Annotated in this window: 25 protein-coding genes and 1 riboswitch; of the genes, 15 read left to right on the plus strand and 10 right to left on the minus strand. The window is 60.7% G+C overall.

Features of this window, described 5'->3' with window-relative positions:
* The first annotated feature begins 8 nt into the window (after nt 1–8).
* Complete coding sequence (locus R4P64_RS12235) at nt 9–815, plus strand: crotonase/enoyl-CoA hydratase family protein (RefSeq protein ID WP_141486568.1); 807 nt, start codon at nt 9–11, stop codon at nt 813–815.
* 73 nt (nt 816–888) lie between these two features.
* On the opposite strand, the gene R4P64_RS12240 is transcribed toward R4P64_RS12235, so the two are convergent.
* Entirely contained in the window at nt 889–1,755 is an 867-nt protein-coding gene (locus R4P64_RS12240; protein WP_116104143.1) for a crotonase/enoyl-CoA hydratase family protein, read from the minus strand.
* A gap of 156 nt (nt 1,756–1,911) precedes the next feature.
* Here R4P64_RS12240 and R4P64_RS12245 point away from each other — a divergent pair, with 156 nt between their 5' ends.
* From R4P64_RS12245 to R4P64_RS12275, 7 genes are all read left to right on the plus strand, one after another.
* A complete protein-coding gene (locus R4P64_RS12245; RefSeq protein WP_033236354.1) occupies nt 1,912–2,499 on the plus strand; it encodes a TetR/AcrR family transcriptional regulator in 588 nt (195 codons plus the stop codon).
* 260 nt (nt 2,500–2,759) lie between these two features.
* A complete protein-coding gene (locus R4P64_RS12250) occupies nt 2,760–3,839 on the plus strand; it encodes a phosphotransferase family protein (RefSeq protein WP_045068361.1) in 1,080 nt (359 codons plus the stop codon).
* Nucleotides 3,840–3,877: 38 nt separating this feature from the next.
* Nucleotides 3,878–5,104 carry an acyl-CoA dehydrogenase family protein gene (locus R4P64_RS12255; RefSeq protein WP_317820980.1) on the plus strand — a complete coding sequence of 409 codons (1,227 nt, stop codon included), beginning with the start codon at nt 3,878–3,880 and terminating at the stop codon, nt 5,102–5,104.
* Between the two features lie 25 nt (nt 5,105–5,129).
* Nucleotides 5,130–6,488 (plus strand): MFS transporter, encoded by a 1,359-nt coding sequence (locus R4P64_RS12260; protein WP_317820982.1) that lies wholly within the window; start codon nt 5,130–5,132, stop codon nt 6,486–6,488.
* A gap of 152 nt (nt 6,489–6,640) precedes the next feature.
* On the plus strand, nt 6,641–7,522 hold the full coding sequence (locus R4P64_RS12265) for an A/G-specific adenine glycosylase (RefSeq protein WP_033236392.1): 882 nt from the start codon (nt 6,641–6,643) through the stop codon (nt 7,520–7,522).
* A gap of 276 nt (nt 7,523–7,798) precedes the next feature.
* A complete protein-coding gene (locus R4P64_RS12270; protein ID WP_317820984.1) occupies nt 7,799–10,399 on the plus strand; it encodes a helix-turn-helix transcriptional regulator in 2,601 nt (866 codons plus the stop codon).
* A gap of 27 nt (nt 10,400–10,426) precedes the next feature.
* The gene (locus R4P64_RS12275; RefSeq protein ID WP_045068355.1) at nt 10,427–10,843 is read left to right on the plus strand and encodes an HIT family protein; all 417 of its coding nucleotides are present in this window, start codon (nt 10,427–10,429) and stop codon (nt 10,841–10,843) included.
* Here R4P64_RS12275 and R4P64_RS12280 read toward each other — a convergent pair.
* Nucleotides 10,834–11,571 (minus strand): alpha/beta hydrolase, encoded by a 738-nt coding sequence (locus R4P64_RS12280; RefSeq protein ID WP_317820985.1) that lies wholly within the window; start codon nt 11,569–11,571, stop codon nt 10,834–10,836. The genes R4P64_RS12275 and R4P64_RS12280 overlap by 10 nt on opposite strands.
* Nucleotides 11,572–11,615: 44 nt before the next feature.
* Here R4P64_RS12280 and mhuD point away from each other — a divergent pair, with 44 nt between their 5' ends.
* The 3 genes from mhuD to R4P64_RS12295 all read left to right on the plus strand — a co-directional run bounded on the left by mhuD (nt 11,616) and on the right by R4P64_RS12295 (nt 13,095).
* Nucleotides 11,616–11,924, plus strand: a complete 309-nt coding sequence (gene mhuD / locus R4P64_RS12285) for a mycobilin-forming heme oxygenase MhuD (RefSeq protein WP_033236389.1) — start codon at nt 11,616–11,618, stop codon at nt 11,922–11,924.
* Between the two features lie 74 nt (nt 11,925–11,998).
* A riboswitch (cobalamin riboswitch) is annotated at nt 11,999–12,120 on the plus strand.
* Between the two features lie 25 nt (nt 12,121–12,145).
* Nucleotides 12,146–12,340 (plus strand): CbtB domain-containing protein, encoded by a 195-nt coding sequence (locus tag R4P64_RS12290; RefSeq protein ID WP_033236349.1) that lies wholly within the window; start codon nt 12,146–12,148, stop codon nt 12,338–12,340.
* Nucleotides 12,331–13,095 carry a CbtA family protein gene (locus R4P64_RS12295; protein ID WP_045068352.1) on the plus strand — a complete coding sequence of 255 codons (765 nt, stop codon included), beginning with the start codon at nt 12,331–12,333 and terminating at the stop codon, nt 13,093–13,095. The genes R4P64_RS12290 and R4P64_RS12295 overlap by 10 nt, the downstream gene beginning before the upstream one ends.
* Nucleotides 13,096–13,149: 54 nt before the next feature.
* On the opposite strand, the gene R4P64_RS12300 is transcribed toward R4P64_RS12295, so the two are convergent.
* Nucleotides 13,150–14,997: an NAD(P)/FAD-dependent oxidoreductase gene (locus R4P64_RS12300; RefSeq protein WP_317820987.1), complete on the minus strand. Its 1,848-nt coding sequence runs from the start codon at nt 14,995–14,997 to the stop codon at nt 13,150–13,152.
* A 115-nt stretch (nt 14,998–15,112) separates the two neighbouring features.
* The gene (locus tag R4P64_RS12305; RefSeq protein ID WP_317542756.1) at nt 15,113–15,307 is read right to left on the minus strand and encodes a hypothetical protein; all 195 of its coding nucleotides are present in this window, start codon (nt 15,305–15,307) and stop codon (nt 15,113–15,115) included.
* On the opposite strand from R4P64_RS12305, the gene R4P64_RS12310 reads away from it, so the two are divergent.
* Nucleotides 15,306–15,971: an MFS transporter gene (locus tag R4P64_RS12310; RefSeq protein ID WP_051730703.1), complete on the plus strand. Its 666-nt coding sequence runs from the start codon at nt 15,306–15,308 to the stop codon at nt 15,969–15,971. The two genes, R4P64_RS12305 and R4P64_RS12310, sit on opposite strands and share 2 nt — an antisense overlap.
* Before the next feature lie 42 nt (nt 15,972–16,013).
* Here R4P64_RS12310 and R4P64_RS12315 read toward each other — a convergent pair whose 3' ends face one another.
* A complete protein-coding gene (locus R4P64_RS12315; RefSeq protein ID WP_317820990.1) occupies nt 16,014–17,159 on the minus strand; it encodes a hypothetical protein in 1,146 nt (381 codons plus the stop codon).
* A gap of 209 nt (nt 17,160–17,368) precedes the next feature.
* On the opposite strand from R4P64_RS12315, the gene R4P64_RS12320 reads away from it, so the two are divergent.
* Together R4P64_RS12320 and R4P64_RS12325 are read left to right on the plus strand one after the other, a co-directional pair.
* On the plus strand, nt 17,369–18,148 hold the full coding sequence (locus R4P64_RS12320) for an acetoin reductase (protein ID WP_141486580.1): 780 nt from the start codon (nt 17,369–17,371) through the stop codon (nt 18,146–18,148).
* Nucleotides 18,149–18,185: 37 nt separating this feature from the next.
* Entirely contained in the window at nt 18,186–19,439 is a 1,254-nt protein-coding gene (locus tag R4P64_RS12325; RefSeq protein WP_095888653.1) for a GAF domain-containing protein, read from the plus strand.
* Here R4P64_RS12325 and R4P64_RS12330 read toward each other — a convergent pair.
* From R4P64_RS12330 to R4P64_RS12350, 5 genes are read right to left on the minus strand one after another with little or no spacing between them, the layout of a single operon-like run.
* A complete protein-coding gene (locus R4P64_RS12330) occupies nt 19,429–19,791 on the minus strand; it encodes a nuclear transport factor 2 family protein (protein WP_317820993.1) in 363 nt (120 codons plus the stop codon). The two genes, R4P64_RS12325 and R4P64_RS12330, sit on opposite strands and share 11 nt — an antisense overlap.
* Before the next feature lie 44 nt (nt 19,792–19,835).
* Nucleotides 19,836–21,737: a sulfate adenylyltransferase subunit CysN gene (gene cysN / locus R4P64_RS12335; RefSeq protein ID WP_317542761.1), complete on the minus strand. Its 1,902-nt coding sequence runs from the start codon at nt 21,735–21,737 to the stop codon at nt 19,836–19,838.
* Complete coding sequence (cysD, locus tag R4P64_RS12340) at nt 21,737–22,642, minus strand: sulfate adenylyltransferase subunit CysD (RefSeq protein WP_317820996.1); 906 nt, start codon at nt 22,640–22,642, stop codon at nt 21,737–21,739. Before cysD ends, cysN begins: the two co-directional genes overlap by 1 nt.
* A complete protein-coding gene (locus R4P64_RS12345) occupies nt 22,639–23,421 on the minus strand; it encodes a 3'(2'),5'-bisphosphate nucleotidase CysQ (RefSeq protein ID WP_080711833.1) in 783 nt (260 codons plus the stop codon). The genes cysD and R4P64_RS12345 overlap by 4 nt, the downstream gene beginning before the upstream one ends.
* Nucleotides 23,422–23,432: 11 nt before the next feature.
* Entirely contained in the window at nt 23,433–24,044 is a 612-nt protein-coding gene (locus tag R4P64_RS12350; RefSeq protein WP_138871700.1) for a TetR/AcrR family transcriptional regulator, read from the minus strand.
* A 78-nt stretch (nt 24,045–24,122) separates the two neighbouring features.
* Here R4P64_RS12350 and R4P64_RS12355 point away from each other — a divergent pair, with 78 nt between their 5' ends.
* Nucleotides 24,123–24,914 (plus strand): SDR family oxidoreductase, encoded by a 792-nt coding sequence (locus R4P64_RS12355; protein WP_317821000.1) that lies wholly within the window; start codon nt 24,123–24,125, stop codon nt 24,912–24,914.
* Nucleotides 24,915–24,916: the final 2 nt, after the last annotated feature.

Genomic DNA, 24,916 nt, shown 5'->3' on the forward strand with positions numbered 1-24,916 from the left:
GGCAGTCCATGGCAATCACGCCCGAGCACCAGACATCCGAAGCAGCAGCACTGTACGAGGTTCGTGGGCAGGTTGCGATCATCACCCTGAATCGGCCGCGGGCCCTGAACGCGGTGAACGCGGCTCTGTCGACCGCGGTCGGCACCTTGCTGGAACAGGCCGAAGCCGACGCCGACGTGCGCGTCGTCGTGATCACCGGCTCCGGCCGCGCGTTCTGCGCCGGCGCGGACCTCAAGGCGCTGTCGGCGGGAGAGAGCACCGACGCCGACGGCCATCCCGAATGGGGTTTCGCAGGTTACGTACAGCACTGGATCAGCAAGCCGACCATAGCCGCGGTCAACGGATTTGCACTCGGCGGTGGCACCGAACTGGTGCTCGCGAGCGACCTTGCAGTGGTCGACGAGAACGCGCAGCTCGGCCTGCCCGAGGTCAAGCGCGGATTGTTCGCCGCTGCCGGCGGTGTAATCCGGCTGCAGCAACAAGTCCCACGGAAGGTGGCGCTCGAAATTGCCCTGACCGGCGAACCGATCACGGCCGCTCAGGGCAAGGAACTCGGCCTGGTCAACCGAGTGGCACCGGCGGGAACCGCACTGGACATTGCACTCGAATTGGCGGAGCAGATTGCGGCAAACGCGCCGCTGTCGGTGCGGGAGTCGAAGTCGATGATCCATCGAACCGCAACGGCATCGGACTGGGAGCCTGATGTGTGGGCAGCCAACGCCGCTGCAATGAAGGTGGTCTTCACCAGCGCCGACGCACAGGAAGGCCCGCTGGCCTTTGCACAGAAGCGCCCGGCTGTCTGGACCGGCCGCTGAGCCGTTCCCGATGCGCCACCGGAATCCTCGATTCCGGTGGCGGGTACGGGTTTCCGTCACCACTGTGGTTCCATCACCACTGCGGTCGCGGGAGATGTTCCGAGAACAGGTCAGGCATCGCGTCGCTGCACCGATCCGGGAAGTTCGCGTCACGCTTGCCGAGGAAGGCGCTGATGCCTTCCCGGACGTCCTCTTGCGCCCCTCTGGCGTTGATCCCGATGCTCTCGATCCGATGCGCCACCATGGGATGTGGGGCGCCCAGCAGGCGCCAGACCATCTGACGCGAGAGAGCAACAGAAACCGGAGCGCTGTGGCGAGTAAGGCTGCGCGCGAGAGCAATAGCCTCGCCAAGCAGATCGTCGGCAGAATAGAGCTGGTAGACCAATCCGGCGGCGTGGGCTTCGGTAGCCGGAAAGATGCGCCCGGAGTAAATCCAGTCGAGCGCTCGTTGCAGCGGAACCAACTTCGGCAGCAGCCATGAGGAACAAGATTCCGGCACAAGGCCTCGGCGATTGAAGACGAACCCCATCCGGGCGTCGTCGGCCGCCAATCGGAAGTCCGCTGCGAGAGTCATGGTGATACCGACGCCGACCGCAGGACCATTGATCGCCGCGATAATCGGCTTCAGCGAGTCGAACATCCGTAACACCACACGACCGCCGCCATCGCGCCGTTCGCCGGCACTACTCTCCTCTGCGCCGTTCTGCTCGGCGCTCCATTCGGTGAAGGTATCCGGCCCGGAGGACAGATCGGCGCCGGCACAGAACGCTCGGCCTGCTCCGGTCAGAATCACGGCGCGTACGGAATCGTCAGCGTCGGTGATGTCGAACGCCTCGATCAGCTCGTTTTCCATGATTGTGGTGAAGGCGTTCAGCTTGTCCGGTCGATCGAGAGTAATGACGGCAATGCCATCGTCCACGGTCAGCGATATGTGCTGCACAGGCAATTCTCCTCTTGTTAACGAACGATAAGCTCACAGGACGTGGATCTTCACAGTTCACGGCGGATATTTGCTGCCCGTCGAACCTTGTGATCGTTCGGCTACTACGCTGTGTCCGGATACCGGAAGACGTGCAGAACGCGAGGAGTTCGAAAAATGAGCGTGGCAAAAACTGCCGCAGTCCGGCAGCTCATTCTCGATTCCGCCGTCCGAAACATGAACGAACGCGGCTACCACGGCACATCCATGCGCGACATCGCTGCAGGCGCCGATCTGACAGTCGCATCCATCTATCACCACTTCAAATCCAAGCAGGACATTCTGCAGGAAATAATGCTCCAGGCACTGCGAGACGCTCACGGCATGACGCGTAGCGCGCTGCTCCGCTCGGGCGGAGAGCCGAAAGACCAACTGCAAGCGCTGGTTCGCGCCTGGGTCATGTTCCACACGACGCGGCGCGAAGACGCTCTTGTCGGAGCAACCGAGCTGCGCAGTCTCGATGAGCCGGGGCACCGCCTGGTAGTCGCATTGCGCGACGAGCAGGAGAACATCTTCCGGGATGTCATCGAACGCGGAGTGGAAGAAGGCGCGTTTCGCACCGAGTATCCGCGTGATGCCGTTCGCGCCATCATCAACATGGGGCAGCAGGTCTGCGTGTGGTGGCGTGCCGACGGGCCCCTGAGCGCGCAGGACATCGCGGATCGCTACTGCGCTTTGGCCACTGCGATGGTCGAACCGGCCTGACCGGCCCGAACAATCCTTCCTTTGCACGCGTTTCACCGGAATCCACACCTCCACCATCCGTGAGACCTGCGTCACTAAATCCCCATAATGTCAGGCGAACGATCGTTTGGCAAGCGGTTCGATCGTCGTTGCTCCCGCACCAATGTTCGCAGGAATTTCGACATTTATTCATGGTTGACATTTGTCGATCGTTCCATTGATGATGATCCACAGCCGAACGATCGTTCGGCTGTGTTTCCATCGAAAGGAGCGTGCATCGAATGTCCGCGGCATCATCGACGACGTCCGACGCAGGCCGCGTCGTCTCCGGACTCGACCTCGACGCACTCTCCACGTACCTGTCGACGCATCTCGCTGGCGGGATCGACGGAGAGATCACGGCGTCACTCATCAGCGGCGGGCGATCCAACCCCACCTATCGCGTCGCAGACGGCTCGAACACCTGGGTATTACGCCGTCCGCCGTTCGGTCACGTACTTCCGAGCGCTCACGACATGGTTCGGGAATTCACCGTCATCGACGCGCTCGCATCCACGTCGGTGCCGGTACCTGAGGCGTTCCTTCTCTGCGAGGACGAAGACGTACTCGGCGCGACGTTCTATCTGATGGAACTGATCGACGGCAATTCCATCGGCACCCCGGAATCCGCCGCCGCCCTGTCTCCGGCCGATCGAGAACGCGCCGGACTTGCCTTTGCCGATGTCCTCGCCGACCTTCATTCTGTCGATCCTGATTCAGTGGGACTCAACACTTTCGGGCGAACCAACGGATACCTGGAGCGACAACTGGACCGATGGTCGCGGCAATGGGACGCCTCTCGAACCACTGATCGCCCCGAGGTCGCGGCACTCCTCGACAAACTTCGCCGTGCCGTTCCCACCGCATCCCTACCCGGGATCGTGCACGGGGACGTCAAACTCGACAATGTTCTCTACTCCCGCTCCGATCCCGGAAAGATTGTTGCCCTTCTGGACTGGGAGATGGCAACACTCGGAGACACACTCGCCGATGTCGGCATCATGCTCAGCTTCTGGGATCAACCCGGAGCCGTCGACAACCCGATCACTCGCGGACTTGCTCGATTGGACGGATTTCCCAGTCGCGCTGCGTTACTCGAACGATATGCCGACCGCCGGAACATCGATCTGCCGGATATCGACTGGTACACGGTGTTCGCCGACTTCAAGATTGCCGTCATCCTCGAGGGCATCAATGCCAGACACGCCAAGGGCGACACTGTCGGCGAAGGATTCGACGACGTCGCCGACATGGTCGGCCCGCTTCTACAGCGTGCGCTCGATCTGACCCGCACTTCCTCTGTTCACGAACTGCGCCGCTGAATTTTTGTGCGACGCGCCCCGAGATTGGAACCACCGACGTGGATTTCGAATACAGTCCGAAAGTCAAAGAGCTGCAACAGAAGCTGACGGCTTTCATGCAAGAGCACGTCCTACCCGCCGAAGCCGTTGCAGCGCAGCAACTGGCGGCAGACCCCAGCCACTGGGGCGCACCACCGATCATGGCCGAACTCAAGGCAACGGCCAAGGAATCGGGCCTGTGGAATCTCTTCCTCCCGGCCCGCGAGGGCGCCGGCCTGAGCAACCTCGAATACGCACCGTTGGCGGAATTGACGGGCTGGAGTCCGTTGATCGGTCCCGAAGCCGTCAACTGCAATCCACCGGACACCGGCAATATGGAACTGCTCCATCTCTACGGCACCGAGCAGCAGAAGGCCGAGTGGCTGACCCCACTTCTCGACGGCGATTTCCGATCGTGCTTCTCGATGACCGAACCCGAGGTCGCGAGTTCCGATGCAAACAACGTGTGTCTCGATATCGCGGAGGACGGTGACGAGTGGGTGCTGACCGGACGCAAGTGGTGGTCCACTGCCGCTCTTCGCGAAGACTGCAAGGTTGCGATGGTCATGGGCGTGACCGACTCCGATGCTCCGGTCGGTAGCCGCCACAGCATCGTGCTGGTACCCATGGACACCCCCGGCCTGCAGATCGTCGGTTCCACAACGGTTCTCGGTTTCGACGACCGCCACGAGGGTGGACACGGCGAAATCGTCTTCGACAGTGTTCGTGTCCCCAAGGAAAACCTGCTCGGTCCCCGCGGCCGGGGTTTTGCAGTCGCTCAGGCGCGCTTGGGTCCAGGACGCATTCATCACTGCATGCGGTTGATCGGTATGGCAGAGCGCGCAATCGCACTGCTCACCGAACGTGCCAGGACCAGAGTCGCTTTCGGGTCTCCCCTCGCCGATCTCGGTGTTGTACAGGCCAACCTTGCTGATTCCAGGATCAAGCTCGACGCCGCCCGGTTGCTCATTCTGCGCGCCGCCTGGCGGATGGACGTCGAGGGGAACAAGGCTGCGCGCCATGACATTGCAGCGGCCAAAGTTCTGGTTCCACTGACAGTCAAGGACATCATCGACAACGCCATTCAGGTGTTCGGCGGCGCCGGGCTGTCGCAGGACACCATTCTTCCGGTCCTGTATGCGCAGGCACGGTTCCTGCAGATCGCGGACGGCCCGGACGAAGTCCACCGTCGCTCGCTCGCTCGCGCCGAATTCGCCGCAACTCCAGTCCTCAACGAACCCAAGTGAACGATCCCACAGAGAGTGAATCGTGATGACCAACAACACCGAATCAGCGGTGCAGCGCCAGGGTAGGTCCCGGCGCGCGTCCTTCGCAGCGGCCATCTCCACTTCCCTGGAGTGGTACGACTTCTTCATCTACGCGACTGCTGCGGCACTCGTGTTCAACTCGACGTTCTTCGCCACCGACAGCGAGGTGGTTGCAGCAATGAGTTCGTTTGCCACCGTTGCAGTCGGTTTCATCGCTCGCCCCATCGGCGGCGTGCTCGCGGGACATTTTGGTGACCGCTACGGCCGCAAGCCGGTGTTGGTGGCCGCGGTTGTCCTGATGGCCATTGCCACGTCGCTGGTCGGCTTCGTCCCGAACACCAATGTGATCTGGCTGGCCCCGGCTATCCTTGTCACTCTGCGAATCTGCCAGGGCTTGGCCGTCGGCGCACAGTGGGGCGGCGCAGTGCTGCTGGCAACCGAGAACGCCCCAGCCGACCGTCGTGGATTGTTCGGAAGCTTTGCGCAACTGGGCGTTCCGATTGGCGTCGTGCTCGGAAATATCGTCTTCCTCATTCTTACAGCCACTCTCGCCGCGGATTCGTTCCTCGCCTGGGGCTGGCGCATCCCGTTCTGGATCAGTTTGGTGATGCTCCCGGTCGCGTTCCTCATTCACCGTTATCTCGAGGAGACGCCTGAATTCAAGGCTATTGCCGAGAAGCTCGCAGAATCGCCGGTTGTCCGCAAGTCCCCCATTCTCGAGGTCCTCAAGAAGAACCCGGGCACGGTTCTTGCCGCGGCAGGCGCCAATGCAATCGGTGTGATTTTCTTCTACACGATGATCACCGGATCCGTGCAGTTCGCGACGACGTATCTGGATATCCCCCGGTCGACGGTATTGACGTACATCCTGATTGCCTGCGCCATTCAGATTCCCCTGGTCCCGCTGGCCGGTTACCTCTCCGATCTGTACGGCCGCAAGCTCGTCTTCGGCCTCGGCACCGCGGCGATGATGCTGTGGGGCATTCCGATGTGGCTGATGATCGGCGGCTCCAGTCCGGACACGATCTGGCCGTTCGCCGTGGCCGTGATCGTCGGCGTCGTTGCGATGTCGCTCCAAACCGGCACTCAGGGAACACTCTTCGCAGAATTGTTCCCGCCGGAGATCCGATTCTCGGGAGCGTCGCTCGGCTATCAGATCTCGGCCATCATCGGCGGTTTTGCGCCGATGATCATGGTGATGCTGATCAACGGTAATCCGGACAATGCGTGGAAGGTCGGTTCATTCCTTGCCGCTGCCGGAGCGATCGGACTGATCTGCCTCTACATCATCGTTCGCCGGTACTCGGGAACGTTGACGCCCGCGTCGACCGCGACACGAACGGATGCACAGTACGCGTCCTGATCGAAACGACGAGGTGGGTGGGCGGTTCTCGATACCGCCCACCCACCGTTTTCTCTGCATCAGGTGCGCATGTTGGATGTCGGAGCGTAACGATAGGGTCTTGGTGAACGTCGCCGAGCGCGTAACCAGGCCCTAGGAGTGTGTCAGTCAAGGTGGCAGTGGAATCTTCGGTGCTGCTGAAGTGGTATGCCGATAGCGCCCGTGATCTTCCGTGGCGACGCGACGGAGTCAGTGCCTGGCAGATTCTGATGAGCGAGATCATGCTCCAGCAGACGCCGGTGGTACGGGTCGCGCCGATCTGGGAGGAATGGGTCCAGCGCTGGCCGGTTCCGTCGGCAATGGCGGCGTCGAGCCAGGCTGAGGTACTGCGGGCGTGGGGCAAGCTCGGTTACCCACGCCGCGCACTGCGCCTGCACGAGTGTGCCGGCGTCCTGGCCACCGAACACGGCGACGTGGTCCCCAGCGACGTGGACACTTTGCTGTCACTGCCGGGTATCGGCTCCTATACGGCGCGTGCCGTGGCGTGCTTTGCTTACGGACAACGAGTTCCCGTCGTCGACACCAACGTTCGCCGCGTTGTTGCCCGTGCCGTGCACGGCAACGCAGAGCCGGGCAATCCGTCGAACACGCGCGATCTCGCGGACGTCGCCGCACTGTTGCCCCGCACCCGCGCACGAGCGGCAACCTACAGTGCTGCGCTGATGGAACTCGGCGCCGTGATCTGCACGGCGCGTACACCCAGCTGCGACAACTGCCCGCTGCCCAATTGCGCTTGGGTTGCCTCCGGAAAACCGGCACACACCGGTCCACCGAAGAAAGTGCAGAAATTCGCCGGTACCGATCGCCAGGTCCGCGGCAAGTTGATGGCCGTTCTTCGAGAGACCCACCATCCCGTCGAACGTGCGCGCCTCGACATCGTCTGGCTCACCGACCCCGGTCAACGCGACCGCGCACTGCATTCACTGCTTGTCGACGGATTGGTGGAACAAACCGAAGACGGCCTGTTTGCACTGGCCGGTGAGGGCAACCGCTGACAGCGGGTTAAGCGCTAACACTCCGGCGAATCTCGAGCTATGGCCCTACGTCCTCACTCTCTGGGCACAAAAGCCCGTGGTGAGGCTGGATTATCGGCCGGACACCGCATTCCCTCGAGAAGAATTGTGCCCGAATTGCCCTAATTAGGGCATCAATTCTCCGTACCAGTTACTATTTCGGAAGCACACGAAGAATTGGACATTTCACCCAATCTCTCTGTGCCTGTCGGTCCGAAGATTGCAAGCACGAGCACAACGGGGATTAGGAACACAAGGATGTCGGGGCGGGAGGGGGACGCAACTGTCGAGGGCGTCAATCACTCTGCCATCGCCAGACCATTCCCCCGTCAGGCGCTCTTTGCAAAGTTGGATCGCCGGACTCCCCTGACAATTGTGCGCGCCCCGAACGGATACGGTAAATCCGACCTCCTGAAATCCTGGCTCGAATCTTCCGACACCTCGGACCACGATCTCGTGTGGGTTCCGGCTCCACCGCTCAATTCGAGCGCATCGGAATACCTCACCACGATCCTCCGCCAGAGCAGGCAGTCCGGCATTGTTGCCCCACACGTATCCGGCGATCCGTTCACCGACCTCGCCGCCGCATTCTCCGCCGTCACCAATCCAGTTCTCCTGGTATTGATTCGGCCGGATCTCATCCCGAACCACGCACTCGAAGAGCAACTTGTCGAACTAGTCACCCGCTGCCACCAGTTGGACATCGCCGTGACATTGTCGGGACTCACCCTGTTTGCCGAACCATATTTCCTCGAGGTGGATCACGAACTGATCCGTGCCGAGGAACTACTCTTCAACTCGGCCGACACAGCAAACCTACTGACGTTCATCGGGTCGAATCCCCTTCCCGGCGAAGCCGAGAAGATCACGACTATGACCGGCGGCCTACCAACTCTCGTACATGCCGGCGCCGCGGTCGTCGAATTACTACCCACACGACATGATCGAGATCGACTCCTCGAGCTGAACCTGCAACAGACGATCGACGAGTACACCCGGCGCACGACCCTCGATAACACCGACATCGCTGACCATCGGGACTTCCTCGTATCCTGTTCTACAGCGCGAACCCTCGATGTGAGCACTGCAGCGCACCTGTTCGCCTCCCCCGAATCCCGTGACCGGATTCGTGAACGTCTACTCGAGCTGGAATCGGCCGGCACACTCTCCCGGATCGAAATCGGAACTGACGAAAGCTGGGAACTTCCAGCGGCAGTTCGCGCGTCACTGATGGCAACGCAACCACAGCTCGGACTTGATCCGACAGAGCAATTGTCCTCGCTGGCACATTTCCGACTCGATTCCGGCCAACACGCGTCGGCGCTGAAGTACGCGACCGAAGGCGGCGACTGGGATCTTGCCATCAATATTATCGAAAATAATTGGGTAACAATGCTTTCCGAAAGCTTTGATATCGTACGCCGCGCATTGCAACAGATACCGCCCGCAACGGCGAAGAAGAGTTCGATTGCTCTGGCGGGCCGCGACCTGTTCACCATGCAGCCGGGCGACATCCCCAAGCCGATCACCGCGCTGCCTCGCTCTGCCGAGGAACTCCGAGCGATCGGTGCAAGCAAGGACGCCCGCGACGTACTCAATGTCGGCTGTGTTCACTCGATCATGCTGCGCGTCGCCGGAAAATACGGGCCTGCAGCCGAAACGACCCGCCGCCTGGCCCAGATCAGCAGAAGCGCTCTCGCTACGAACCCCGACGACGTCAGCCCGCAACTCCCGTTGATGCGCGTGCAATGGGGTATCACCTTTCAACTGAGCGGACGGTTCACCGAATCCACCACCGAGATGCGCATGGCGTACTGGGGCGGTGAATCACAAGGCATCGACTTCATCGCCCGCAATGCGGCGGGAGGTGTAGCCATGAATTGGGCGATTGTCGGGGAACCCACTCTGTCACAGGGATGGTCACGGCTCGAGCGCAAACATCCGAACACATATGGATGGCTCCACTCGATGGTACGAACGCCAGGACTGGTAGCCCGTGCGTTGACTGCACTGTGCACTCTCGACCTCCAGGATGCACGTGAGGCCGTCGCAACCCTGGGAGAGCCCGACAACAACGAGGAACTGTGGGCATTTGTCCTCTACACGCACTGCCAGTACGCACTCGCCTGCCGTGAAGAAGCCGCAGCTATCACGTTGCTGCGCAAGGCAATTTCCGACAACCCCACAAAGCTGAAACCCGATTCGTTTGCGCTACCGTTGTTGCGCTCCACCAAAATCGATCTCGCCCTCGCGCTCGGGGACGGAAACTTGGCAATGGCACTGTCGTCGGACATTGCCGAGCCGGCCGCCAACCCCTGGACACTGGTTTCCGTCGCGCGCCTGTATCAGCGGGCCGGTCAGAATGAATCTGCAATCGCGCTGTGCCACCAATTCGATTGGGCGCGAGAGTCGTACCCACGCCCACAAATCGAGGCACTCCTGATTCAAGCCGTCGCGCATTCACGAGGTGGCGAGCCGCGACGCGCCGCCGAAGCCTGGTCGAATGCCTGCAGCATCGCAGACCAAACCGGCAATCTCCGATCGTTCTCGACCATATCTCGACACGACGTCGATCACCTTGAATCCATAGCGGGTACCGGATCGAGCGCACTTGCCAAATTCCTGAAACTTGCTCCAGAAGAGACATTTCCACACGAACTGAACCTGGTCACCTTGACCGAGCGCGAAAGACAAGTTCTTGATCTGATCGCGTCCGACGCCAGTTTGACGGAGATGGCAAACGCACTCTTCATCTCCGTCAACACGGTCAAGACGCAGGTGCGCACGCTGTACCGAAAGCTTCAAGTCCACAATCGACGCGAAGCACTCGCACGCGGACGGGAGCTACGTCTGCTCTGATCCACCGACGGGATACATTCTGTAGTCATGAGCCATACCTGCGTCTTCTGCAACATCATCTCGGCAGACGAGCCCGCAATTCGTGTTTTCGAAACCGAAACCGTGCTCGCTTTTCTCGACGCCCGCCCGGTCAGTCGCGGACACACCCTTGTTGTGCCCAAACGCCACGCCACCAACCTCGACGGACTCGAAAACCACGAGGGCGCAGAGATGTTCCGGGTAGGCACACTCATCGCCGGCGCGCTGCGGAGGTGCGACATCGCTGCAGACGGCGTCAACATCCTGGTCAACGACGGTCGTGCTGCCGGTCAGACCGTCTTTCACTCCCATCTGCACGTCGTGCCGCGACACAGCGGAGACAAAGCCAAGTTCGCAGCCGGGCTCCTGGCGAGGCGAGCCGTCGAACTCGAAGAAGCGGGAGCGTCGATCCGAAGTCAGCTCTGATCAACCAGGAACGCCGTCACTTCGTCGCGGTACCGCTCTGGTTGATCATCGTGGACAAGGTGACCGGCGTCGGCAATGCGCACATACCGAGTCCCCGGACGCTCTGCCATCTCGCGCATCTGGCCTTGCGGGGTAATCGTGAACTCACCTTCGACGAGAAGCGTGGGCACCTCGATTGCACTCCACTGATCCCAGAAATGTCGCGTGCCCCATTCTTCCGAGATATCGCGGAAGGTCGACACGTCACCGTGCAGGTACCACCCGTCGTCGCGACGGTCGAACGAATCCAGAAAGTATTGTCCTGCAACCGGACCGAAGAATTCCTTCACCGCGTCATCGGTGGCAAACGGTTGCGGCCACGACGACACCATCTGAGCCCAGTCCTCCGCAGTGCGCCCGCGGAAATCCGGTGCCATGTCCTCGAGAACCAACGCACGCACTCGGTCCGGATGTGCGGCGGCAAAACACCACGCGTGCAGGGCACCCATCGAGTGCCCGATCACGATCATCGGCTCGTCGATGATCGTGACGGCCGACGCAAGGTCTTCGACAAAGGCCTCGGTCGTCAATTCTGCGGGCGCCGGCCGTCCGTGACCGGCCGCGTCGAACGTGTAGACGTGGCCGAACTCGCGAATCCAGGGCACATGCCGGCGCCACGTCCGGGCACTACCCATGAGGCCGTGCAACAACAGAATCGGCTGGCCGGTACCACCTTCGTCATGCAACACGATTGTCACCGTACGCGGTGGAGCCGCGCGGTAATGTCGCTTACATGGCAGTCGTGAAGATCAATGCAATCGAAATCCCCGAGGGCGCGGGCCCCGAACTGGAAAAGCGCTTCGCAGCACGCGCTCATGCCGTGGAGAACTCTCCCGGATTCCTCGGATTCCAGCTCCTGCGCCCCACCGCCGGAGAGAACCGCTACTTCGTGGTCACGCAGTGGGAAAACGAGGAGGCGTTCGCCGACTGGCGTGACGGCCCGGCCCGCGCGGCGCACTCAGGTGAGCGCGCCAAGCCCGTCGCCTCGGGAGCGTCGCTGCTCGAGTTCGAGGTCGTTCTGGACGTCCCCGCCAAGAGTTGATCCGTGATCGTGAAGGATTTTGCTCGCCTAGCGAACAAAATCCTTCACGATTTTCGTGTGTTCACTGCTAAAGTGCGCTCTGTACACGCGATGGTCGACAGGAATCCGGTGAAAGCCCGGAGCGGTCGCGCCACTGTAATTCGAGGTGAAACCACCTCGACAGCCAGACACTCCGGCCATCGCATTTGACCTAGGGGACGCGAAAATCCCAGGAGGCTTCGATGGCACTCGCCTACTCTCCCGACTCGTCGATCGATTCGACTCGTCTTGCCTTCCTCGCCGCAGCTGTTGTGCTGTTCGCGATGCTGGCTCTCTACCTGGTCGGATTCGACCAGGGCGCAATCTCACGCACAGGCATGTACATGCATGAGCTGATGCACGACGGACGCCACTTGATGGGCCTCCCGTGCCACTAGTCGACAATTTCACGAAGCTTCTGATTCGTGGCTTGTTGGCTGGTTTGATCGCAGGCATCCTTGCCGGCGGAGTTGCATTTGTGCTGGGTGAACCGCACGTCAACGCTGCCATCGCGATCGAAGAAGCCAACAGTGCCGCCGGCGAAACTGCCGGACACTCGCACGGCGACGAAGAAGCTCCACTCGTCAGTCGTGACGGTCAACGCGCTGGACTCTTCCTCGCAACGTCGCTCGCGGGCTTGGCCCTCGGTGCCATCTTCGCTGTAGTCGCCAACTACGCGCGGCGGATCACCACCATGTCCGGACCGTTGTTGGTGATGGCCATCGCACTGGGAGGCTGGCTCGCCATCGAGGCGGTGCCCTTCTTCAAGTACCCGGCCAACCCACCAGCCGTCGGCGATCCCGACACGATCAACCAGCGAACCTGGCTGTGGCTCGCGACCGTGATCCTCGGACTGCTGGCCGTCACCGCGGCCGCCGCGGCGGCAAAAGCTGTATCCGCCCACGAGTTCCTCAGTGTGCGCGTCGCCGCTCCGGTGGCTGCGTTCCTTGTCATCGTGGCAATCGGTTACCTCTCGCTGCCCACGATCAACGAGGTGGGCGACGACTTCCCGGCAACTCTGCTGTGGGAGTTCCGCCTCTCGTCCCTCGCTACACAGGCAACCTTGTGGCTTGCACTCGGATTGGCATTTGCCTTCCTCACCGAGCGCGCGACCAAGGATGCCGACGTCGCGAAAAAGTTCGCCCTGCGCTGACCTGCTGTGCGCCTTTTAACCGCGGGCGGTTAAAAGGCGCACAGCAGTTTGTTTTCAGCTCAGATGATGCACTTCCTGCAGCCCGTACACCGGCGTCGGAATGCCCTCGTAGCGCGCCTTCAACTGCAGCGCCAGATACAGCGAGTAGTGGCGAGACTGATGCAGATTGCCGCCGTGAAACCACAGCGCTTCCTGCTGCGTCGGCTTCCACATGTTGCGCTGCTCGCCCTCCCACGGTCCTGGATCCTTGGTGGTGTTCGACCCAAGACCCCAGACCTTGCCCACCTTGTCAGCAGTGTCCTGACCGATCAGATCGGCCACCCAGCCGTTCATCGAGCCGTAGCCGGTTGCGTAGACCACCACGTCGGCCGGTAGTTCCGTTCCGTCTTCGAGAATCACGCTGTTCTCGGTCAGCTCACGAATGTTGCCGTGCGCGAGCTTGATGTCTCCGTTGGCAACCAATTCGGCAGCGCCGACGTCGATGTAGTAACCCGAGCCGCGTCTTAGGTACTTCATGAACAGGCCAGAACCGTCGTCGCCCCAGTCGTGCTCGAAGCCGGCCTTCTCGAGGCGATCGTAGAAGTCCTTGTCGCGCTCACGGATTGCGTCGTACACCGGGATCTGGAACTCGTGCATGATCCGGTACGGCAGCGAACCGAACGTGAGGTCGGCCTTGTGTGTCGTCATACCGGCAGCGAGTGCGCGTTCCGAATACAGATCACCCAAGCCCAGATCCATCAGCGAATCCGACTTCACGATATGCGTCGAGCTGCGCTGCACCATCGTGACGTCGATGCCGTTCTCCCACAGAGCGCCGCAGATGTCGTGCGAGGAGTTGTTCGCCCCGATGACCACAACCTTCTTACCCACGTACTGATCCGGGCCGGGGTGCTTGCTCGAGTGGTGCTGATCGCCCAGGAACTTGTTCTGACCGGGGAACGTCGGAACGTTTGCCTTGCCGGACATCCCGGTTGCCATCACCAACTGCTTGGGACGCAGGGTCAGCTTCTCGCCGTTGCGGTTGACCTCGACGGTCCATTCCTGGGCCTTCTCGTCGAATGACGCCGACGTGCAGGTAGTGGAACTCCAGTACGGAACCTCCATGACCTTGGTGTACATCTCGAGCCAGTCGCCGATCTTGTCCTTGGGCGCGAACACCGGCCAGTTGTCGGGGAACGGCATGTAGGGCAGGTGGTCGTACCAAACCGGATCGTGCAGGCACAGGGACTTGTAGCGTCCGCGCCACTGATCTCCCGGCCGCTCGTGGCTGTCGATCACGATGGCCGGAACTCCGAGCTGACGCATGCGCGCTCCGAGCGCGATTCCGCCCTGACCGCCGCCGACGATCACGACGTAAGGCTGTGTGGTGTAGCCGAGTTCGCGGTCCTCGATCTCCTTCTGTTCGGCCCAGGTGATGCGGTCCGGGTCTGCCCCGTGCTTCGCGCCGCGTGGCCGGCGGGTGCCCTTGCCCTCTTCGTGTCCCTTGAGTTCCTGCAATGACGTCAGCAGTGTCCAAGCAACAGGCTCGCCGAGTTCGTCCTTAAGCCGAAGGTGTCCGTGCGCGCGGCCCGTCGAGGTCTCGAATTCGATCCAGGCCGACGTGACGCCGTCGGCTTCGTCGGGGGTCTCGGTGGTCCGGAATCCTGAAGGATCAGTGTCGTCGAGACGCTCGGAAAGCATGTCGGCAATCTGCTCGCGACCTTCGACGGTCTTGATGTTCCAGGTGAACGAAACCAAGTCTCGCCAGAAGCTGTCGAGGGCGAATTTTGCTGCGACCCGTTCGATGTCACGAGCGGCGAGCGCCGACTCGAAATCCGCCAGCCAGGCGTCGACGCGCTCCTGAGGTGTCACAGCCGTCGAGCTTTCCGCGGCTACGACTGCGGAATCGATGGTTTGCGTCATCACTTCTCCTTCTTTGGGAATGTGATACACAGCACATCGCATAAGTGGCCCGGGTCACAAGCGTTGCAATCCGTTGCAATCCCCGGGCCGTTGAAGTTCTCCCGGGCTGTGCCCGCTACGTTCGCGGCCAGGGACGTCCGGCTAGTTTCTCGACGTCGGAATTGAACCTCCGAAGCCACATCGCAAACGTCGCCACATCCTCAGGTTCCCAATCGGCCACGACCCGATCCAGGCCGTCCACGTTGCCAGCCCGATCCGCACCGAGTCGGCGCATCCCTTCGTCGGTGATGCGGAAGGTGATTGCCACCATGCTTGTACTGCGGCGGATGGAGGCCGACGTGTCGCCCGAGCAGCATGGTTTCGAACTCGATCAAATGCGTGGGCTTGTCCATGCCAGTCCTTCTACCGATCCATTCTCGATCCGCGCACCGAATCTCGACACGACGGTACGCACGACTAGATGCTCTCAGCGTGATCATCGCCGTGCTGATCTGGTCTTCGTTCCCGCCACCCCGGTACACAACACCGGCGGACGCTTCGATCTGATCGGGGCACTCGGACTGGGAGTCGGATTGGTCTCGCTTCTGCTGGCTGTGTCCAAGGGCGCGGACTGGGGCTTGCTGATCGTGAGCTGCATCTGCAACGCCGGAATCGGCCTTGCCTACGGCTCGATGCCCGCCCTCATCATGGGCGCGGTTCCGCCGTCCGCCACGGCGTCGGCCAACAGCTTCAACACCCTGATGCGGTCCGTCGGCACCTCGATCTCCGCCGCTGTCGTTGGCGTTGTCCTGGCTCAGATGAGTATGGACTTCGCCGGTCACACCCTCCCGACGGAAGCCGGGTTCCGTACAGGTCTGCTCATCGCCTGCGGTGCCGCACTGATCGCCGGTGCAATCGCGCTGCTGATTCCCGCACGAAAGAACGCGGCGCAGAAGGAAACTGCCGCAGAGTCAGCACCCCTCACGAAAGTCTGACCTACGCGATTGGTTGCCCGCATGCATTTGCGGGCAACCAGTTCACGCGGATCCAGGCTTCAATCGGCCAAGCCCCAGCGACTGGAAACCGACAACGTAGAACAACGTCCACAGCACCGCCCAGTCCACGAAACCCAGTGCATTGCCGTGCAATCCGTCGGCCACTGCGGGTTCGTGAAGAATGTGCTCGGCAGCAAAACGGTAGTAGAAGAGGAACGTCACCACTGCCAGCCCCAACGTGAGCACTGCGCGGATCAACAGGTTCACCCCGTCAGCGAACCCAGTCGGCTTGTTTCCGAATGCATTGGCCCAGAAGATCATCCAGAAGGCCCAGCACACACCGAGTTGGGCCGGAAACTGATTCACGACGCCACCCAACTCGGCAACCGCAGCACTTCCCAGCACAACCTTCACAACAGACAGTGCCACGAAGTACAGCCCGGTTCCCAGTGCAAAATTGCCCACCGTAGCCGCGAGTGCGGTTTTCCCTCCACCACCGAACAGCCGCCACGGCCAATTTTCCAGAGTCTGACCGGTCAAGATCACGACCACCACAACGCAGTAAAACCACCCGAGCACGGTGTCGACGGTCATCAATGGATTGGTTGCGGACAGCGATACGGACGGCAGCCCGAAAACGAAATACAGGGCAAGCGTCGGCACCGCGACAAACGCGATCTCGCACAGACCCACCAACGGCTGCTTCATCCCGATGGAGACCCACGGCCAATGCTGCCAGTTCAGCACCACCATCACCCAGGTTCCGAACCCGAACAGCACAAACAGCGCACCGGCGAAGTAGCCGAGACCGCCGGCGCGGTCTGCCGCGAAGTCCGGATACAGACTCCCGATTCCGTTGGCGAGCAACCACGTCACCACAACCGCGAACACGGCTGTCGCTGCCATGATTGCAACGCCCCTGGCCGGCTGCGGCAGTCGATCGAATCCAGCAAACTCGCAGTTGAAGCCGATGAACACCACAAAAAGTATGGCCCAGAACAGCGCTGCATTGAACGGCAACGGATAGAAATTCCAGGGGCTGGTCACCGGATCGGCCAGAAGATACCAACTCGCCAGAGCCAGAACCAGAACGATCACAAGATTTGCAGCACCGAACGGAATCCAGCGGCGCGAGGGTCGACGGCTCGGCGTCGCCGAACCCTTCGGAACATCGACTGTTGCAGTCATATCTTCTTCTCCCGGTTTGTGCCACAAAGCAATTCGCGAAGTGGTCGCGCAACTATGAAGGCGCCGAACCGGACACAGGGAGAGTTGCCGACAGTTGCAATCGATGTCCGATTGTTCGGGTTTGCAACGCGATGCAACCCTTCTATAGTGTGGTCGTCATCACATATAACTCACTCATCGGCTTACCCGCCAACGAGGAGACACTGAATATGAGCATCACCGGCAAAGTTGCACTGGTCACCGGAGCAGGCCAAGGGATTGGACGTGGAATCGCACTCCGGCTCGCCCACGACGGCGCAGACATCGCGCTAGTCGATCTCGACCAGACCAAGCTGGACGCCGTAGCCAACAAGATTCGCGAAATCGGCCGTCGGACAACCACGTTCATCGCGGATGTCAGCGACCGCGACCAGGTGCAGGCAAGCATTGAACACGCACATTCAACGTTGGGCGGCTTCGACATCATCGTCAACAATGCCGGAATTGCACTGGTAGGCCCCCTGTCCGACGTCACCCCCGAGGAAGTCTCCAAGATTTGGAGCGTCAACGTCGACGGCGTGGTGTGGGGTATTCAAGCCGCGGCCGCGAAGTTCAAGGAACTCGGTCAGCGCGGGAAAATCATCAACGCATCGTCCATTGCCGGCCACGACGGTTTTGCCATGTTGGGTGTGTACAGCGCAACAAAATTCGCCGTCCGGGCACTCACTCAAGCTGCGGCCAAGGAATACGCATCAGACGGCATCACAGTCAACGCGTACTGCCCCGGAGTAGTGGGAACCGACATGTGGGTCACCATCGACAAGCGATTCTCCGAACTCACCGGGGCGCCGGAAGGTGCGACCTACGAAAAGTTTGTCGGCGGCATTGCTCTGGGCCGAGCCGAGACTCCCGACGACGTGGCAGGGTTTGTCTCCTATCTGGCCGGACCGGATTCTGATTACATGACCGGCCAAGCCGGACTCATCGACGGAGGGTTGGTATATCGCTGACATGGCCACACCCACAACGCGGTTGCCCGAGCCCGCGATGCCACCCGGTGAGGATCCTCGCAACTACGCGAGGACCCTCGCCGCGGTGTACGACGCCACGATGGCCGGTGATCGATCCCCCGCTCGTCCCCGCGACGTGATCCGCAAGTCCTGGCAGCGGCTGAGAGAGCTGGGAGTCGATCCTGAACAGAGCCGAATCGAACCGTCGATGGATGTGGCAGAACTCGACCTACGTCGCCGTGAATCGGGCCTGTACGACGTACTCGACGACGTGACCCGCGGACTCGAATCGGTGACTGCGAGCGGCGAGAACATCATGGTTGTCGCGGACATACGTGGAACAGTGCTGTGGCGCAGCGGATCCAATCGGGTACTGGATCAGGCGGGGCGGCTCGGATTTATCGAGGGTGCAAACTGGGCCGAGGACTCTGTCGGCACCAATGCCATCGGTACCGCATTGGTGTCGCATCAAGCCGTTCAGATCTTTTCGGCGGAACACTATGCGCGCAGCCATCACCCGTGGACCTGCGCGGGTGCACCTATTCGAGATCCACGAGACGATCGGGTAATCGGCGTGGTCGACATCAGCGGGCCGGCCAAGACCATTCACCCCACCACACTCGCCTTGGTCGACGCCGTCGCACGTCTTGCCCAATCACACCTGCGTGACAAGCACCGCGACAACCTCGACCAATTACGTTCTGTTGCAGCGCCGATGCTCGCACGCGGCGGATCACCCGCACTGGTCACCGACGCTCATGGCTGGGTTGCGGCGGTCGATTCTCTGCCACATCGCACTCGAATCCTGCTGCCCTCGGCGCTGGCTCCCGGTCGGACGTGGTTCCCGGCCCTCGGGGTGTGCGAACTGGATCCACTACCAGGAGGTTGGCTGATCAGGCCGACCTCCACCGGTAGCAACGTCGCCGCTCCCACAGTGCACGTCGATCTGCGCGATTCCGAGAACATGTCGGTAACAGTGTCTTCGGAGTTGGGCGAATGGACATACTCCCCCACTCAGCGCCATGCGGAAATTCTGTTTCTCCTGGGATCGGAGCGAAGAGGGCGCACCGCGTCGCAATTAGCTCAGGACCTGTTCGACGACCCAGCCCGCACGGTGACCGTACGGGCCGAGATGTCCCGCCTACGCAAGAATCTTGCTGGAGTAGTTGCAGCACAACCGTATCGGTTTGTCGATGCAGCGCAGGTCACGCTCTCCTGCCCCGACATCGGTGCACATCTGCTCCCGTTCTCGAACGCTCCAGCCGTCCGGGCCGCCCGAATCAGGGAATGAGGGCCTTGATGTCGGGGACTGCAGTGATCGAGAGAATCTTGCAGTTGTCATCGAACTCGAAGAGATCTGTAGACGCAAAATCCTCCAAACCTTCGCGCTCGACACGCATTTGCATCGCAGCAAACTTGCCCACAACAGTGACAGGGGTCAGCAGACTCACGGTGAACGGCGTGTCCTCACTCTCGGCGAAGAATGCCCGAATCTCGTCAAAACCCCGATTGGTGCGAACACCGACGGGCTCGTGCTGCACAGCACCCTGATGGAACAATTCCATCAACTCATCGATCTGGTGCGATCCGAGCAGCTTGACGTAGCTGTCGACAGCGGCGCAGATCTCGTCACGAGAAGGCATGTAGGACTCCTTAATTGAGGGTTGAGTTATCAGCAGATCGGAAATCAGTGAATGATTCCGCGTTCGAGCAGATGCCGGATTATCTGATCAGCGGCATCGAGAGTCGACGATGACGTCGTATCGATACGAATATCCGGCGAGACCGGAGTTTCGTACGGCGAGTCGATGCCGGTGAAGTTCTTCAACGCACCACTGCGCGCCTTCTTGTACAACCCCTTGGGATCTCGCTTTTCGGCGACAGCCAGCGGGGTGTCGACGAATACCTCGAAGAACTGATCGGCGCCGATGGTTTCCTTGGCGGATTGACGTTCGATCTGAAACGGCGAGATGAACGAAGCGAGGACGATCAGTCCGGCATCGGCCATAAGTTTAGCGACTTCTGTTACGCGGCGGATGTTTTCGACACGATCAGCTTCGGTGAATCCGAGATCACGGTTGAGTCCGTGCCGAACGTTGTCGCCGTCGAGAAGATAGGTATGGCAGCCGAGCGCATGGAGTTTACGCTCCAACTCGTTGGCAATAGCGGACTTGCCGGAGCCGGACAACCCGGTGAACCACACTACGCACGGTTTGTGACTGTTGAGCGTCTCGCGCGCCTTCTCGTCGATATCGACGGCCTGCCAGTGAATGTTGTCCGAACGCCGAAGAGAATGCTGGATGAGTCCGGCGCCGACGGTGGTGTTCGTCAACCTGTCGATGAGGATGAATCCACCGGTATCACGGTTGTCGGCGTACGGGTCGAATGGCACCGGACGGTCGAAACTCAGGTTGCAGACACCGATTTCGTTCAGTGCAAGCGTGTCGGTCGCCGTCTTCTCCATAGTATTGACATTGATCTTGTGCTTGGGCTTGGTGATTCGAGCCTGGACCGTCATAGTGCCGATCTGGCAGAGGTACGGCCGCTCCGGGAGCATCTCATGCTCACCCATCCACACCACGTGGGCTTCGAACTGATCGGCTACCGGGGGCAGCGCATCCGATGAAGCGAGCATGTCGCCGCGGCTGATGTCGATCTCGTCGGTCAGTGTGATGGTCACGGATTGGCCAGCGATGGCTTCGATGAGATCACCGTCCATCGTGACGATGCGCGCGACGGTCGATTCCTTTCCGCTGGGAAGCACTCGAATCCGATCACCCGGGCGGATGATGCCGGAAGTGACCTGGCCGGAGAAGCCGCGGAAATCGAGGTCGGGGCGGTTGACCCATTGCACCGGCATACGGAACGGGCGTTGCTGCACATCATCGTCGATCTCGACGGTTTCGAGGTGATCGATAAGTGTCGGACCGTCGTACCACGGGGTATTCGCGCTGCGCTCGGTGAGGTTGTCCCCCATATATGCCGACATGGGAATCGGAACGACGTTCTTCAAACCGATTTCGTCTGTAAAAGCACGGTATTCGGCGACAATGTTGTCGAACACCTCCTGCGAGTAGTCGACAAGATCGAGTTTGTTGACGGCGATGACTACATGTCGAATACCGAGCAGTGAAACCAAGTACGAATGGCGGCGGGTTTGAGTGAGCACACCTTTGCGAGCATCGATGAGGATGACCGCGAGGTCAGCTGTCGATGCGCCGGTGACCATGTTGCGGGTGTACTGCTCATGACCAGGAGTATCGGCGACGACAAATTTGCGACGCTCGGTCGTGAAGTACCGGTACGCGACGTCGATAGTGATGCCCTGCTCACGTTCGGCAGCCAGTCCGTCGACGAGGAGCGCGAAATCGAGACCTTCGCCCTGTGTGCCGACCTTGCGTGAGTCGTTTTCCAGAGCCGTAAGTTGGTCTTCGAAAACCAATTTCGATTCGTAGAGAAGGCGACCGATGAGCGTGCTCTTGCCGTCGTCGACACTGCCGCAGGTGATGAAGCGGAGCATCGTCTTGTTGGCATGACGTTCGAGATACTGTTCGATATCGTCGGCAATCAGATCCGAGGAAACGGTCATCAGAAGTACCCCTCTTGCTTCTTCTTCTCCATCGACGCGCTCGAGTCGTGGTCGATGACCCGGCCTTGGCGTTCGGATGTGGTGGTCAACAACATCTCTTGGATGATGTCGGTCAAGGTTGTCGCGGTCGATTCGACAGCGCCGGTCAGCGGATAGCACCCGAGGGTTCGGAAACGAACACTCTTGAGTTCCGGTGTTTCACCCGGCAGCAACGGCATCCGGTCGTCGTCGACCATGATCAACGCGCCGTCACGTTCGACGACGGGACGCTTGGCGGCGAAGTACAGCGGGACAATCGGAATCTGTTCCTGGCGTACGTATTCCCACACGTCGAGCTCGGTCCAGTTCGAGAGCGGGAACACGCGCAAGCTCTCCCCCGGCGATTTGCGGACGTTGTACATCCGCCACAATTCCGGGCGCTGTTGCTTGGGATCCCAGCGGTGCGCTGCCGATCGGATCGAGAAGATCCGTTCCTTGGCGCGGGATTTTTCTTCGTCACGGCGGGCGCCACCGAATGCGGCGTCGAACTTGTAGTGATCGAGGGCTTGCTTGAGTCCCTCGGTTTTCCACATGTCGGTGTGGACGGCACTGCCGTGGGTGAAGGGGTTGATTCCCTTCTCCACACATTCCGGATTCTTGTACACGAGGAGATCGAGGTCCGGCGCCGCTGCTGTCTCGTCGCGAAGGCCGTACATCTCGCGGAACTTCCACGTAGTGTCCACGTGCAGCAACGGAAACGGAAGCTTCGACGGGTAGAACGCCTTGCGCGCCAAGTGCAGCATCACGGCGGAGTCCTTGCCCACCGAATACAGCATCACCGGATTTTCACTCTCGGCGACCGCTTCTCGCATGATATGGATACTCTCGGCTTCGAGCCGTTCGAGATGCGTCAGCGTGGTAGTCATCGGTTCAGCACCTCCAGTGCGGTAGCAGCAAGTTCAGGGCGGCAGATCAACAAGTCGGGCAACCAAGGGTTCTCTTGGTTGTAGTGCAGAGCAGAGCCATCGATTCGTGAAACATGCAGGCCGGCAGCCTGAGCCACGGCAACCGGGGCGGCAGAATCCCACTCGTACTGTCCGCCGGCATGGGCGTAGATGTCAGCGTCGCCGCGCACTACCGCCATGGCTTTGGCTCCAGCCGAGCCCATCTCGATCAACTCGGCATCCAACGCTCGGGCCAGTGCCATCACTGGCTCCGGCCTCCGAGTGCGACTTACGACAACCCGAGGGTTGGACGGCACGACGTTGTACAGCGGTACCGGGTCTCTACTCGAGTGCGTTATTCCCAGACCCGGGAGCGCCACGGCTCCTGCTGTGAGAGAGCCGTTTTCGAACAATGCAACGTGCACAGCCCAGTCACCGCGGCCGATCTCACCGAACTCGCGGGTTCCGTCGAGTGGGTCGACGATCCAGACACGCGACGCACCGAGCCGCACAGCATTGTCAGGTGATTCTTCCGAGAGCACCGCGTCGCCGCTGAATCGGCGAGCCAGTTCCCCAGCGATGAATTCCTGACTGACTCGGTCTGCACCCTTTCGGAACGCGACGGGATCGACATCGTCGGGAGTCAACGCTTCGCGATACCGGAGGAGCAGTTCTCCTGCGGCAGTGCTGATATCGATGGCAGCGGTTGTATCGCACGTCGCTTCGGGTGGGTCGTCATGATGCGTGGTAGTTCGCGTCATCGATACTCCAGTCAGTGTGTAATTGCCCTCGCTAGCCCGTCTGCCGAGTACGTGATGTACTCCGTCGGATCGAGGTCTTGGGCCCAGTTGTTGACGATGGTGTCGGCCAGCCCCATGAGGCCGGCCCAGACGAAGGGGATCAGGGAAGGTCCCTCACGGAGTGAAAGCCCCTGTGCACCCGCTGCGTCTTCGAGAGCTGTCCGCAACTCTGCGAATTGTGCTTCGGTGGAATGTCGTAAGTCTTGGACCGCTTGCCCGTCGGAGTTCGAAGCGTCTTCGGTCGTTCGCCACACAGATGCCACGTGCCCGACTCGGGCCCATTGTTTGGTGGTTTCAGGCACGATCGCTGCGATCAGGGCCGATATGCCTTGATCGCGTGGCAATTCGGCAATGAACGCGGTCAACTCCTGCTGACTCTCGAAGAGGAGAGCTGCAAAGATGTCGCGTTTGTCGACAAAGTACTGGTAGATGAGTCCGGGACTCATACCGGCTTCTTTGGCGACGCTCCGAATCGTCAGTGCGGCGTAGCCACCCACATCCAGGATGGCTGCTGCAGCATCGAGGATCCCTCGGCGCCGTGCTTCCGTATCTCCGCGGACAGACGTGGTGTTCGTTGCGTTCATCCACACACACTAGCTGCCCGCTAAACAATGTTCAACAGCTATTGAACATTGTTCACAAACTGGCTACTGTCACACCTCATGACATCAAGCACCGAAGACAGAGCAACTGATGCTATTGCGAAAAGTGTTGTGGCATTCGACTTTTCTTCCTCCCGAGTTCTCGTAACCGGAGGGTCCAACGGCCTCGGACTTGCGATTGCCCACCGCTTCGTCGACGCCGGCGCACACGTGACGATTACCGGAACCAAAGCGTCGGCCGACGACTACGAGCACGACCTCTCGGCATTCGTCTACCGCCAGTGCGTCATGACTGATCGCGAACAGATCGCCGACGTAGCCGCAGGACTGTCCACGCTGGACATCTTGGTCAACAACGCAGGTCAAACGCTTACCCAGAAGGGCGAATGGAACCCGGAGGTATTCGAGGAATCGCTCGCGGTGAACGTCGTGAGCGGATTCCGGCTGTCTTCCGCGGTTCTCCCACTACTCAAGGAAAGCACCCAGAGCGGCGGCGCTTCCATCATCAACGTCGCGTCGATGGCGTCGTACTTCGCCGTCGACGTCGTGCCCGGATACGGCGCATCGAAAGCTGCCGTCGTCCAGATGACCAAGACGATGGGATCGAGCTGGGCCAAGGACGGAATTCGAGTCAACGCCATAGCTCCGGGATTGACCGCAACCAAGATGACGGCTGGACTCCAGCAGCGCCCTGAACACAGCAAACCGTCACTCGATCGCACCCCGATGGCCCGGTGGGCAGACCCGTCCGTGGACGTCGCTCCCGTCGTCCTGTTTCTTGCCAGCCCGGCCGCACAATTCGTCACCGGGCAGACCTTGCCTGTCGACGGCGGATTCTCGATCAGAGGATGACT

Source organism: Rhodococcus sp. IEGM 1366 (assembly GCF_033142425.1).
Lineage (GTDB): Bacteria > Actinomycetota > Actinomycetes > Mycobacteriales > Mycobacteriaceae > Rhodococcus_F > Rhodococcus_F globerula.

Coding starts and splice junctions, on each gene's coding strand:
- R4P64_RS12300 (WP_317820987.1), bottom strand. CDS start 14,997: ATGACGCAAACCATCGATTCCGCAGTCGTAGCCGCGGAAAGCTCGACG.
- R4P64_RS12245 (WP_033236354.1), top strand. CDS start 1,912: ATGAGCGTGGCAAAAACTGCCGCAGTCCGGCAGCTCATTCTCGATTCC.
- R4P64_RS12310 (WP_051730703.1), top strand. CDS start 15,306: ATGCTTGTACTGCGGCGGATGGAGGCCGACGTGTCGCCCGAGCAGCAT.
- R4P64_RS12275 (WP_045068355.1), top strand. CDS start 10,427: ATGAGCCATACCTGCGTCTTCTGCAACATCATCTCGGCAGACGAGCCC.
- R4P64_RS12355 (WP_317821000.1), top strand. CDS start 24,123: ATGACATCAAGCACCGAAGACAGAGCAACTGATGCTATTGCGAAAAGT.
- R4P64_RS12250 (WP_045068361.1), top strand. CDS start 2,760: ATGTCCGCGGCATCATCGACGACGTCCGACGCAGGCCGCGTCGTCTCC.
- R4P64_RS12325 (WP_095888653.1), top strand. CDS start 18,186: ATGCCACCCGGTGAGGATCCTCGCAACTACGCGAGGACCCTCGCCGCG.
- R4P64_RS12290 (WP_033236349.1), top strand. CDS start 12,146: ATGGCACTCGCCTACTCTCCCGACTCGTCGATCGATTCGACTCGTCTT.
- cysN (WP_317542761.1), bottom strand. CDS start 21,737: ATGACCGTTTCCTCGGATCTGATTGCCGACGATATCGAACAGTATCTC.
- R4P64_RS12305 (WP_317542756.1), bottom strand. CDS start 15,307: ATGGTGGCAATCACCTTCCGCATCACCGACGAAGGGATGCGCCGACTC.
- cysD (WP_317820996.1), bottom strand. CDS start 22,642: ATGACTACCACGCTGACGCATCTCGAACGGCTCGAAGCCGAGAGTATC.
- R4P64_RS12315 (WP_317820990.1), bottom strand. CDS start 17,159: ATGACTGCAACAGTCGATGTTCCGAAGGGTTCGGCGACGCCGAGCCGT.
- R4P64_RS12235 (WP_141486568.1), top strand. CDS start 9: ATGGCAATCACGCCCGAGCACCAGACATCCGAAGCAGCAGCACTGTAC.
- R4P64_RS12260 (WP_317820982.1), top strand. CDS start 5,130: ATGACCAACAACACCGAATCAGCGGTGCAGCGCCAGGGTAGGTCCCGG.
- mhuD (WP_033236389.1), top strand. CDS start 11,616: ATGGCAGTCGTGAAGATCAATGCAATCGAAATCCCCGAGGGCGCGGGC.
- R4P64_RS12330 (WP_317820993.1), bottom strand. CDS start 19,791: ATGCCTTCTCGTGACGAGATCTGCGCCGCTGTCGACAGCTACGTCAAG.
- R4P64_RS12270 (WP_317820984.1), top strand. CDS start 7,799: ATGTCGGGGCGGGAGGGGGACGCAACTGTCGAGGGCGTCAATCACTCT.
- R4P64_RS12350 (WP_138871700.1), bottom strand. CDS start 24,044: ATGAACGCAACGAACACCACGTCTGTCCGCGGAGATACGGAAGCACGG.
- R4P64_RS12345 (WP_080711833.1), bottom strand. CDS start 23,421: ATGACGCGAACTACCACGCATCATGACGACCCACCCGAAGCGACGTGC.
- R4P64_RS12320 (WP_141486580.1), top strand. CDS start 17,369: ATGAGCATCACCGGCAAAGTTGCACTGGTCACCGGAGCAGGCCAAGGG.